The organism is Segatella copri (genome assembly GCF_003465495.1).
Classification (GTDB): domain Bacteria; phylum Bacteroidota; class Bacteroidia; order Bacteroidales; family Bacteroidaceae; genus Prevotella; species Prevotella copri_G.
In genome coordinates, this window is record NZ_QSAV01000004.1 from 60,700 (window position 1) to 72,504 (window position 11,805).

Here is an 11,805-nt window from a genome sequence, read left to right on the forward strand (position 1 = left end):
TTTTGCTGTCTTATCGCGTTATAATATTGCGTGCGTACTTATTAATGTATAAATTTGGGTTCAAAGGTACATAAAAATCTCCATATAGCCTTACATTTTCCCACAAAATTTATAAAACTTAATGAAAAAGTTGTTTTTGGTCAACTTCACCTTCCAGTTTCGGGCATCGCCTTTTTGGTCTCATCAAGTGTGATGTTTTTGCAAAAATACGTACAAAATGGGCTCGATTTGTCGTGATAGTTTAAAAAAACTAATAAATTTTCGCTTTTTTGCTATTTTTTTGGAAAAAATGGCACGTATTTGAAAAAGTTGAGTTACTTTTGCACTAACTTATATAAGTTTTAGCAAACATGAGTGAATCAATAGAGAAAACGATAGACATAGATAAGATTCTTAAGAGCAAGATGGGAAGCAAGGTGAAATTCGTACCGCGCTTCCTGGTTTCCTGGCTCAAGAAGATTATTCACGAGGACGAGGTGAACAGGTTCTTGTGGGAGAGCCGTGGCCTTTCGGGTACTGAATGGCTCACCGAATGTGTGCGCTATCTGAAGATGGATGTTGAAATCGTAGGCTTGGAAAACCTGCCTAACAAGAACGACGGCAAACTCTATACCTTTGTTTCCAATCATCCTCTGGGCGGACAGGACGGTGTATGTCTCGGTTCCATCATCGGCAAGCACTATGATGGCAAGTTCCGCTATCTGGTGAATGATCTTCTGCTCAACTTGCCGGGTTTGAAACCTGTAAGTATCGGCATCAACAAGACGGGTCGCCAGAGTCGCGATTTCCCACGGATGGTGGAGGCGGGCTTCAAGAGTGACAACCACATGCTGATGTTTCCGGCAGGCTTGAACAGCCGCAAGCGCAAGGATGGAACCATCCACGACCTGCCTTGGAAGAAGACGTTTATCTCTAAGAGTATAGAATATCAGCGCGATGTGGTGCCTATCCATTTCGGAGGGCGCAACTCTGAACGTTTCTACCGCATCGCCCGATTTAGCGACAAGTATCTGCCGTTCAATCTCGCCATGCTGTTTCTGGTTGACGAGATGTACAGGAATGTGGGCAAGCATTTCCGCATCTCCATCGGCAAACCGATTCCTTGGCAGACTTTTGATAAGAGCAAGTCGGCTACCGAGTGGGCGCAGTATGTTGAAGACAGGGTTTATGAACTTTAATGGTTTGCAAAACCCGGGAACATTGTTTTATTTTATATTAACGAAATCGTAGAATCATAGCATAGAAGAAGAGTAATATGGAAGAAGAAATCATCCAACCGATTGACCGTGAGCTCCTGAAGAGCGAGCTTACACCCGACAAGCAACTGAGAATGACCAATAAGAGCCATAACGAGATTTACATCGTTACGGCAAATGATTCGCCTAATGTGCTGAAAGAGATTGGTCGACTTCGTGAAATCGCTTTCCGCGAAGCGGGAGGCGGAACGGGCAAATCTATGGATCTTGATGAGTTCGACTTTGGTGACAACTGTTACAAGCAGCTGATAGTCTGGAATCCTGAAGCCGATGAGATTATCGGCGGTTACCGTTATCTCCTGGGTAGGGACTGGCAGCTCGATGAGAAGGGACAGCCTAAGCTGGCAACCAGCCACATGTTCCATTTCTCCGACAAGTTCCTCAAGGAGTATATGCCTTATACCGTAGAGTTGGGCCGTTCCTTCGTTTCGCTCGAATATCAGAATGTGCGTACCAACACCAAGAGCATCTTTGCTCTCGACAATCTCTGGGATGGTTTGGGCGCTTTGACGGTTCTCTATCCGGAAGTAAAATATTTCTTCGGCAAGATGACGATGTATCCGTCTTACATCCGTCGTGGCCGCGACATGATTCTCTATTTCCTCAAGAAGCATTTCGATGACAAGGAGAACCTCGTACTCCCGATGAAACCGCTGAAATTGGATACTCCAGAGAGTGATTTGGCTGCCATCTTTACAGAAGATGACTTCAAGGCAGACTATCGCATCCTGAACCGTGAAGTTCGCAAGTTGGGTTATAATATTCCTCCTCTTGTTAATGCCTACATGAGTCTGAGTCCTACGATGAAGCTTTTCGGTACCGCCATCAACTATGGTTTTGGTGATGTGGAGGAGACCGGTATCCTCATCGCCATCGATGAGATTCTCGAAGAGAAGCGAGTTCGCCACATCAACAGTTTTATCAAGGAACATCCTGAGGCTCTGAAGATTACGAGCGGAGCCAATAATTTGATTTATAAGGAAAAAGGTATTTAATTCAAGTTTCGCATGTAAGCTTCACACGCCCCAGGCATCAGAATACCATCATGTCCCCACACGCCCAAGGCTTCAGAACACCATCATGTCCCCACACGCCCTTTCAGGGCGTGTGGGGCAAAATAACTTGGGTTAAATAGTCTTAATGAACCTCGGAAAAGGCAGCGGAATTTTGGTTTTATGTGTCAGAAAGTGTAACGATAGCATGGTTTCATGTGTCGAAAAGTGTATTGTTCTGGCATTTTCATGTGTCTAAAAGTGTAAAGATATATCACCAACATGCCGTTATACGGGGTGTTTTTAAAATAAGAAGAAAAAAATAACACGGACAAATCAAATTGTCCGTGCTATTTTTTAGTTTAAGATCTGTTTTATCCCTCACATCCCTCACGTTTCCCCTTTTTTGAAACTTTAATTGTTTGATAATGAGGTTGTTATCTCTTTTGTTAAGCGTGATAGATTGACGAAATGTTTACGAAATCCATCACGCTATCCCTCACGATTTGGGGTTATCTATCACGTTTTTCTGCTAATCATTATGCAGAAGTAACTGGATTTGTTTACGAGTAAACCAAAACTTCTTGCCGATGGGGCGGAAGTTGGATTGAGACGTTTCGGTTTGTTTCACAGGATGAAACAAAGTGTTTCTCCGCTTGAACCAAACAGTTTCGTGGTATGAAACAAAATATTTCATGCCATGAAACCGTAACCTGTGTATCTCCCTACCGCCTAGCGGACTTGCGAAAGTTCAGTAAGCTAAAAAGAGGGCGCTTCTCTTATACAATAGGCAGACTGATTCCGTTGATCTTCTGATAGATGTCGAGCGCATAGATGTCGGTCATGCCGCTGATATAATCAATTACCGCCATGATGCGCTCCTCCAGATTCTCGTTCTCTATATCATACTGGCTGCTTACCCGGCGCAAGAGCTGCTTGGAGTAGAAACGCGATGGGTTGACGGCTGCCTCTATGAAAACCTCCATCAGAGTTGCCATGATTTTATAACCCGAAAGTTCTATGTCGAGTACCGGCTTGCTTTGGTAAATCTTAGAGTAGGAGATCTTCTCACATTCCTTGTATGCCTTTTTCTGGCGCTCGGAAATGTGGTCGATGAGACTGCCCTCGAAAGTTCCGGCAAGGATTTCTTCCTCGTGCGCCAGGAAGGCTGCCACACATTCGTTCTCCAGTTTGCCGATGACGCTGGCTCTCATGTAAACCACTTTCTTGTTTTCGTCAGTCATTTCTTCGTCGATGATGCGCTGGCGTATCTTCTGCTGGATATCTTCATCGAAGAAACTCAGCAGCAAGTGCTCCGTCTCGGCAAAGGAAAGAATCTTGAGCTTATGGGAGTCTTCAATGTCCATGATTTCGTAGCAGATATCGTCGGCAGCTTCTACCATATATACAAGTGGATGGCGGGCGTATTTGAGAGGCTCACCCGGTGCAGATTTGCAAAAAATGCCCAATTCATCGGCAATTTTCCTGTAAGACTCCGCTTCGGAAGCAAAGAAACCGAATTTGCCGTGGTTGCCGGCAAGACTGCTTGCAAACGGGTATTTTACGATGGAAGCAAGCATGGAATAGGTCATCACGAAGCCTCCCTGACGGCGCCCCTTGAACCGGTGGGTCAGGATTCTGAAGGCATTTGCGTTGCCTTCGAAATGCGTAATATCATCCCAAAACTCCGATGAAACCATTGATTTTATTTTCTGACCCGGTCCTTCTGAGAAGAAAGTCTGGATGGCTTTCTCGCCGGAATGACCGAAAGGCGGATTGCCCAAATCATGTGCCAGACAGGCTGCACTTACTATGGTACCTATCTCCTCAACGAGCGTATCCTTCAGTTCAGACCGCTTCTGGATGACACGTCGGGAAATGTCGTTACCTATCGACATGCCCACACTCGCCACCTCCAGACTGTGGGTGAGGCGGTTGTGAACGAAGATGCTGCCCGGCAAAGGGAAAACCTGCGTCTTGTTCTGCAGGCGGCGGAATGCCGATGAAAAGATAAGACGGTCGTAATCGCGCTTGAATTCAGAGCGATCATCATGGCGCTCGGCATGCTTATGCTCCTGTCCGAAACGCTTGTTGGATATCAGTTGTTTCCATTCCATATTATTGTATTACTTGATTCTGTAGCGCAAAAATACACTAAAGTAAGCACAAATCAAAATAAAATATGATAAATTACATGTTTTTATCCTCAAAAATTCATTTATTCCATCAAAATTGCTTATTTTTGCAGATTATTAAACTCAGACACAGATAAAAAAGAAAAAGTCATGATAAAAGTACAGATTATCAACAAGGGGCATCAGCCTCTACCTGCGTTTGCCACACCTCAGAGTGCCGGCATGGATTTGCGTGCAAACATCGATGAGACAATCGTGCTTCATCCTATGGAGCGGCGACTGGTGCCAACCGGTCTTTATATGGCTTTGCCTGCAGGTTATGAAGCGCAGATCCGTCCTCGCAGCGGTCTGGCTTTGAAGCATGGCATTACTGTACTGAATACGCCGGGAACCATCGATGCCGATTATCGCGGTGAAATCATGGTTCTGCTCATCAATTTCTCTACAGAGGATTTCGTTATCAACGATGGCGAACGTATAGCCCAGATGGTGCTGGCCAAGCACGAACAATGCGATTTCATCGAGGTTAATGAGCTCGATGAAACCGAACGTGGAGCCGGCGGATACGGTCATACGGGTGTAAAATAACAGATTATTAAAGATAGAATAGAAAGGATTAGAATCGTGAAGATGAATCTTAGAAATATCAGTTGGGCAATGGGGCTGGTCTTGCTGGGTTCGGTAGCCATGCCGTCGTTTGCCCGTAAGAAGAAGGTGCAGCCGGTTCAGAAGCCGGCGGTTCAGGAGGATCATCTCTCTCCAAACGACCGCCAGCGCTACAACTATTTCTTCCTGGAGGGAGCGCGCCAGCAGGCTGCCGGCAATTATTCGGCAGCTTTCGACCTCTTTGAGCATGCCCGGAAGATTGACCCGAAGGCGGCTGAAACCTATTTCTATGAGTCGCTTTTCTATTCTCAGCTCAAGCAGGATTCCCTGGCACTTGCCTATATGCAGAAGGCAATAGAACTGAATCCGGAAAACCAGACCTATGCAGAGCAGTTGGGCAGATATTATATAGGTAGCCAGAAATACGATCTTGCCATCAATGCCTATGAGGATTTGTATGCCAAAAACCACGGTAATACCGATGCCCTCCGCATCCTGGTTCAGCTTTATTCCCAGAATAAGGATTATAAATCAGTACTCAAAACCATTTCGCGTCTTGAGGTGGAAGAAGGTGAAAGCGAACAGTTCACCCTCTCTAAAATGAGAGTTTATGAACTGATGAACGACAAGAAGGCTGCCTATCAGGAACTGAAGTCGCTGGTAGACCAGCATCCGCTGGATATGCAGTACAAGACAATGCTGGGCAACTGGCTCGTACAGCACGACCGCCAGAAGGAAGCTTACAAGTGCTTTACCGATGTGCTGAAGGAAGAGCCTGACAATTCCTATGCCCAGATGTCGCTTTACGACTATTATAATGCCACCCATCAGGAGCAGCTTGCCGAGCAGATGCTCGATAAAATATTGATGAGTCCGAAATCGGATCTGGAAACCAAGGTGATGATGTACCGCTCTTTCATTCAGAAGAACGAGAGCGAAGGGGGCGATTCTACCAAGGTGATTGCGCTGTTTGACAAGGCGCTCAACGTGGCTCATCCGTCAGCCGAAGTGGCAGAGATGAGAGCTGCTTATATGAGTTTGAAGAAGATGCCGGCCGACTCTGTTTGCCGTGCCTTCGAAAAGGTGCTTACCATAGCTCCGGATAACGTGAATGCCAGAATGCAACTCGTACAGATGCTCTGGAACGAGAAGAAATATGACCTGGTTTCCCAGCAATGTAAGGCGGCTCAGGAGTATAATCCCGAAGAAATGGTGTTCTATTACTTCGGTGGAATGGCGTATTATCAGAAAGATAAGGAAGAAGAGGCGCTCCGTGAGTTCCGTCTCGGATTGGCGCAGGTGAATGCACAGTCGCCGGCTGACCTGGTTTCTGACCTCTATGCCGTAACCGGCGATATCCTTCATAAGAAAGGTGAAGAGCAGGAAGCCTTTGCGGCTTACGACTCCTGCCTGCAATGGAAAGATGACAACGTGATGGCGCTGAACAACTATGCCTACTATCTGAGCGAGAAGGGCGTTGACCTGCATAAGGCTGAGGCGATGAGCTACAAGACCATCAAGGCAGAGCCGAACAACGGTACTTATCTGGATACCTATGCCTGGATTCTCTTTATGGAAGAACGCTATGCTGATGCCAAGACCTATATAGATCAGGCACTCAAAAACCGCGATTCCACCGCAGATAACAGTACGGTTCTGGAACATGCCGGCGATATCTATTATATGAATGGTATGGCCGATGAATCCGTAGATTTCTGGAAGAAAGCCTATACCGGCGAGAACCAGACTGAGGTGCTGGCATGGAAGATTAAGAACAGACAATATATTACCGAAGAAGAACTGAAGAAGCGTAATGCGCCAAAGCAGAAACCTGCCGCTACGAAAAAGTCAGTTAGAAAAGGTAAGAAGAAATAAACGGAAAGTAGAAAAATCAAGAAAGATGAAATATATAATGAAGAAGAATAAGATGATGCTGCTTGCCGCAGCCTGCAGCATCCTGCTCCTCGGTTCTTGCGGAACCAGCAAGAATGTACAGGGCTCTGGCTCATCATCAGCCAGTCATCAGAAAGAGAATGCCACCAAGGGTTCTGACTCTCGTCAGAGTGAGACGCTCAAGAAGTTGGCTTTCGTACAGAAGGTTTCAGACAATCAGGTGTATACCAAGAATATTGTAGGCAACATGTCGTTTACTCTCCAGGCTGGTGATAAGGACATTACTGTGCCGGGCAAACTGAGCATGCGTAAGGATGAAATCATCCGCATCCAGCTCTTTATTCCTATCTTGGGTACAGAGGTGGGCCGTCTGGAGTTTACTCCCGACCATGTACTTATCATCGACCGTCTGCACAAGGAATATATCAAGGCAGATTATACCCAGGTAGACTTCCTCAAGAAGCAGGGCATCTCCTTCTATTCTCTGCAGGCTCTCTTCTGGAACCAGCTGCTCCTGCCGGGCGAAAGAACTGTGAAGGAATCAGACCTGAAGAAGTTTGATGCCAGACTGGATGTGGCAGGAGATGCTGTGCCGGTAAGTTACAGGAACGGCAATATGACCTATGCCTGGACAGCCAACCGCACTACCGGCCGTATCACAGCAGCAGATGTTGTCTATAAGAGTGCGCAGAACGGCACCTCCAATCTCCACGTCGACTACGGCAACTTCAAGAGTGTAGGCGTCAAGATGTTCCCTGCCTCCCTGAATCTGTCGATGACTACTACTGCTACCAGGAAAAAGCAGGAGGCTAAGATCAATCTGGAATTGAATCAGGTGAAGACCGACAGCAAATGGAGCACTCAGACCGAGATTTCGGGCAAATACAAGCAGATTTCTCCAACTGATGTGCTCAGCAAGATATTGAGTATGTAAATACTCATCAAGAGTTTGAAATTATAGAACATGGGTTTTTAATATAAGAAATGAAGCGAATCTTATTATTCATCATGGCAATCACCTTCTCTCTCGCACCTTTTGCGCAGAACCATACTGCCCAGAAGAAGCCGGTGAGGAAGACTGCCGTAACTGCGAAAAAGAAGGCTGCTACTCCTGCCAGAAAGAAGAACAGCAGAAGGCATGTGTCCAGAAAAACATCCAAATCAGCTGCGTCAACCAGAGCAGAACGCAAGGCGGCAACCTATAGTAATGCCTCTATCCGAGGTTTGCAGGGACAGCGCGCTTCTATCCGGAAGAAGATCAGAGAACAGGAGCAGGCTTTGCAGAGAAATAAGGCGGATGTGAAGAAACGTCTTGAAGACCTGATGGCGCTGAACGGAGAAATAGACCAGCGTCAGAAGAAGATTGACGGTATCCAGAAGGATATCCATCATATTGACGGCAATATCGGCATTCTGCAGGCACAGTTGAAAACGCTTCAGCAACAGTTGCAGGACCGTAAGAACAAGTATATCCGTTCCATGCGCTATATGAGCCGTCATCATACGGTTCAGGACAAGCTGATGTTCATCTTCAGTGCCAAGAATCTGACACAGATGTATCGCCGCCTTTCCTTCATCCGCCAGTATTCTTCCTATCAGAAGGTGCAGGGCGAGGCTGTAAAGGCTAAGCAGAAGCAGGTGAACGAGAAGCACCAGCAGTTGCAGCATGTAAAGGGACATAAGAACACCTTATTATATAAGGGTAAGCAGGAGAAGACGGCATTGGAAGGTAAGCAGACCCAGCAGCAGGAAATGGTGCAGGGACTGCAGAAACAGCAGAAGACCATTCAGGCTGTGATTGCCGACCAGCGTCAGAAAGATGCGGCAATCAACGCACAGATTGACCGTCTGATTGCTCGGGAAGTTGCCAAGGCGAGAGCCCGTGCTGCTGCCGAGGCTAAGCGAAAGGCTGCTGCCGCTGCTGCCGCCAAGAAGCGTGCCGAGGAACTGGCTCGCAAGAAAGCTGCTGCCGAGGCTGCTGCCAGAGAGAATGCCCGTCGTATAGCCGAAGCCAAGGCGCGTGAGGCTGCTGCCGAAGCTGCCCGCAGAAAGGCTGCCGAAGAAGCAAGACTGGCTGCCGAGGCTGCAAGAAAGGCTCAGGAGGAGGCTGCTGCCCAGGCTGAGGCTAAGGCGAAGGCAAAAGCGCAGGCTAGGGCGCGTGCTGCTGCCGAGGCTGCCAAGCGTGCCGCCGCAGAACAGGCTGCCCGTGAGGCTGCTGCCGAACAGGCTGCAAGAAAGGCGGAGGCTGAAAGACGGGCTGCCGAGTTGAAGGCGAAGATGGATGCGGAACGCAGTACCCGTGAGATTGCCGCTGCCAGGAAGGAGGCACAGGAGGCTTCTACCTTGAGTTCGGTAGACCGCATGCTGAGCGGTGGATTCGAGGCTAACCGTGGCCGATTGCCGATGCCTATCAGCGGCAGTTACCGTGTGGTGAGTCATTTCGGTCAGTATCATGTAGAAGGTTTGAAGGGTGTAACGCTCGACAATAAGGGTATCAATATCCAGGGCAAGCCGGGTTGTGTGGCTCGCAGCATCTACGATGGTGAGGTGAGTGCCGTCTTCGGTTATGGTGGCATGTGGAACGTGCTGGTCCGTCATGGTGCCTACATCTCTGTTTACTGTAATCTGAAATCGGTCAGCGTTCATAAGGGTCAGAAGGTAAGTACCCGTCAGGCTTTGGGTAGTGTTGGCTCTGATAACATCCTCCAGTTCCAGCTTCGCAAGGAGACTGCCAAACTCAATCCGGAGGCTTGGCTGAGCAGATAATGTATGAATAGTTGCAGCCGGTAGTGTTTTTACTGCCTGGTTGCTGTAAATGATAGAAATGAAGAGGGTGCGCCATAGACTTATGACACACCCTCCTTTTTTCTTTATGCCCCTGGCTCGCCCAGGTATTCGAAGATGGTGGATACCTGGCGGGGAGGGAAATACTGGCTACGCTCCTGGTAGCCTAAACGTTGCAGCTCGGTCCAGAGGGGCACACAACGCTTAATCCATACCATGATATGACGGCGCGCTGTTGCCCCGTCGGTTGTGTCGGGAAAGTAGAGCAGACCGAGTTCGGTCTTGCTGTACATACGTTGGGGATAATTCATAAGCTTTATATTTTTTACAATCCTTCTACACCATGATCCTTAAAGAAACCTACCATGGCTGTGGTCATATAGCCACCCGTGTTCATCTTCTTGTTCGAACGCCTGCAGTTGGCTATGTAATAATCCTTTCGCAGGAAGAAGTCTTCCAGGTCGCCAATCATATCTAACCTGAGATAGCCGCTCAACTGCTCAGCCTTCTTCTCGCTCACATCATAATTGCATTGCAGCCGGAGTTTCAGTTTGCTCCGCTGCCCTCTCAGTTCGCTGCTCACTTCTCCACCCTCTGCAGTTTCGCCTGAAGTGCGACGGTCGTGCAGGGTAAAGGTGATGTGTTCGGGCAGGTGATGCTTCTCTTTTTCACCCTCCTCCAGAAAGAAAGGCTTATAGGTAATATACTGGTCGATGATGCGGTTCCGGTAAAGGCGTTTGAGGTCTTTGCAGGCGAAAGTCAGACATTTGCTGTCCAGTGCCGACCAGGTCTTGTAATAATCTTCCCTGCCATGCATCAGTTGCTGGATATGCGCCGTTTTGCTGATGGTGAATCCCTTTACCGCCCAGCAGTTCATGATGAGATACAACTTGATGCTCGATGCGCTGCGGCATTGGTTGATGGCATTGAGGTCGATACGGCTGACTCCCTTGTCGTAATTGTAGAAAAACCGCATCACGTTGTTGTCGAAGCGGAATTTTACCAACCAGTTCTTGTGCCGGTCTTGGTATATCTCACTCTTAAACAGGCATGCAAATTTCCGGTAGTATGTCTGGTCGCCCTGCTTGAACGGCAGCTGGATGGGCTTGGATTCTATACGCTGGATGGCATCGCGCAATTGCGCATAATGGGGAGCTCCATAAGAAAACTCAGACAGTTTCATGGTGACATCCGTGTGGCCTGCAACTCTCTGTTCTACCGTGAAATTACTAAAGGTCTGGGGAGTTACGTGATAAGGGATAACATAGCCCAAGATGGCTTTCTGGGCATGCTTGATAATCTGTAGAACGATTTTGAGTTCTACCACAGAATAGTTCTGGTAAGACAATCCCTGTACGCCAAGGATAGTCATCAGTTGTTTCTCTTGTTGATTTGTCTGAGGGAAGGCCTGCTGCCCGCCCGGAGGCTGTTGATTAACTTGTTCCATTTCCGTTTACTGTTAAAATCGTTAGAGGCCTACCGATTGGGGCAAGTCTTGGTTATAGTTTATTGAAAACCGGCATGGAATTGGAGTAAGGATGACATGATAAGTTGAAATGTTACATCCATAAAGGATTGTAAATCGGCCATTTCTTCTTATTACCAAATAACCTTACTTCGCATCCATGCCGATAAATTTTCATCAAATTTATCAGGCATAGAATGCCTTGTAAGGATTACTATTTGGTCACTCATCTTTTGGGGCCGATTCCTACTCAATGAGCTATGTTCTAATCCTTAACCGAAAGCAATTCCCGGTGTCCTTCATCGGGAGGAGAATCGCATTCTCCGCGCTTTCATGATGCAAAAATAATATTTATTTCAGACTTATGCAAATTTTTGAAGAGAAAAAATGCATTTTAATAGCTGATTTGTTGAAAAAAAATCTTTTTCCTCCCGTATTACGTATAGTGTAAAAGATGTAAATGTATATATATAATATACTTGGTATAGTGTAGGGAAGAAAAAATAGCTCCTAACTATCTGATATTCAATATCTTCTATTTTTAGGATTCGCCCTGGTAGTCATTCGGGCATCTCTGAAGGCATATTATTCGCCCTGATGGTACCTATTATTGGCTCTGGTAGTCATCAAAAAAGGTTAATTCGCCCTGGTAGTTATTGAGCACTCAAATGAGG

General features: G+C 47.1%; 9 protein-coding genes. 6 read left to right on the plus strand and 3 right to left on the minus strand.

Going from position 1 to position 11,805, the window contains the following annotated elements:
* Positions 1 to 350: 350 nt before the first annotated feature.
* Together DWV53_RS01960 and DWV53_RS01965 are read left to right on the plus strand one after the other, a co-directional pair.
* Positions 351 to 1,178, plus strand: a complete 828-nt coding sequence (locus DWV53_RS01960; RefSeq protein ID WP_118151299.1) for a glycerol acyltransferase — start codon at positions 351 to 353, stop codon at positions 1,176 to 1,178.
* Positions 1,179 to 1,255: 77 nt separating this feature from the next.
* On the plus strand, positions 1,256 to 2,251 hold the full coding sequence (locus DWV53_RS01965) for a GNAT family N-acetyltransferase (protein ID WP_118151301.1): 996 nt from the start codon (positions 1,256 to 1,258) through the stop codon (positions 2,249 to 2,251).
* Positions 2,252 to 3,027: 776 nt separating this feature from the next.
* On the opposite strand, the gene DWV53_RS01970 is transcribed toward DWV53_RS01965, so the two are convergent.
* Positions 3,028 to 4,365 carry a deoxyguanosinetriphosphate triphosphohydrolase gene (locus DWV53_RS01970; protein ID WP_118151303.1) on the minus strand — a complete coding sequence of 446 codons (1,338 nt, stop codon included), beginning with the start codon at positions 4,363 to 4,365 and terminating at the stop codon, positions 3,028 to 3,030.
* Between the two features lie 168 nt (positions 4,366 to 4,533).
* On the opposite strand from DWV53_RS01970, the gene dut reads away from it, so the two are divergent.
* From dut to DWV53_RS01990, 4 genes are read left to right on the plus strand one after another with little or no spacing between them, the layout of a single operon-like run.
* On the plus strand, positions 4,534 to 4,971 hold the full coding sequence (gene dut, locus DWV53_RS01975) for a dUTP diphosphatase (protein ID WP_118151305.1): 438 nt from the start codon (positions 4,534 to 4,536) through the stop codon (positions 4,969 to 4,971).
* A 42-nt stretch (positions 4,972 to 5,013) separates the two neighbouring features.
* A complete protein-coding gene (locus tag DWV53_RS01980; protein WP_118151307.1) occupies positions 5,014 to 6,864 on the plus strand; it encodes a tetratricopeptide repeat protein in 1,851 nt (616 codons plus the stop codon).
* 37 nt (positions 6,865 to 6,901) lie between these two features.
* Positions 6,902 to 7,816: a DUF4292 domain-containing protein gene (locus tag DWV53_RS01985; RefSeq protein ID WP_254977033.1), complete on the plus strand. Its 915-nt coding sequence runs from the start codon at positions 6,902 to 6,904 to the stop codon at positions 7,814 to 7,816.
* A 50-nt stretch (positions 7,817 to 7,866) separates the two neighbouring features.
* Positions 7,867 to 9,648 (plus strand): murein hydrolase activator EnvC family protein, encoded by a 1,782-nt coding sequence (locus tag DWV53_RS01990; protein WP_118151311.1) that lies wholly within the window; start codon positions 7,867 to 7,869, stop codon positions 9,646 to 9,648.
* Positions 9,649 to 9,752: 104 nt separating this feature from the next.
* Here DWV53_RS01990 and DWV53_RS01995 read toward each other — a convergent pair whose 3' ends face one another.
* Together DWV53_RS01995 and DWV53_RS02000 are read right to left on the minus strand one after the other, a co-directional pair.
* Complete coding sequence (locus tag DWV53_RS01995; RefSeq protein ID WP_118151313.1) at positions 9,753 to 9,977, minus strand: DUF4248 domain-containing protein; 225 nt, start codon at positions 9,975 to 9,977, stop codon at positions 9,753 to 9,755.
* 14 nt (positions 9,978 to 9,991) lie between these two features.
* Positions 9,992 to 11,113, minus strand: coding sequence for a replication initiation protein (locus DWV53_RS02000; RefSeq protein WP_118151315.1), 1,122 nt, complete (start codon positions 11,111 to 11,113; stop codon positions 9,992 to 9,994).
* Positions 11,114 to 11,805: the final 692 nt, after the last annotated feature.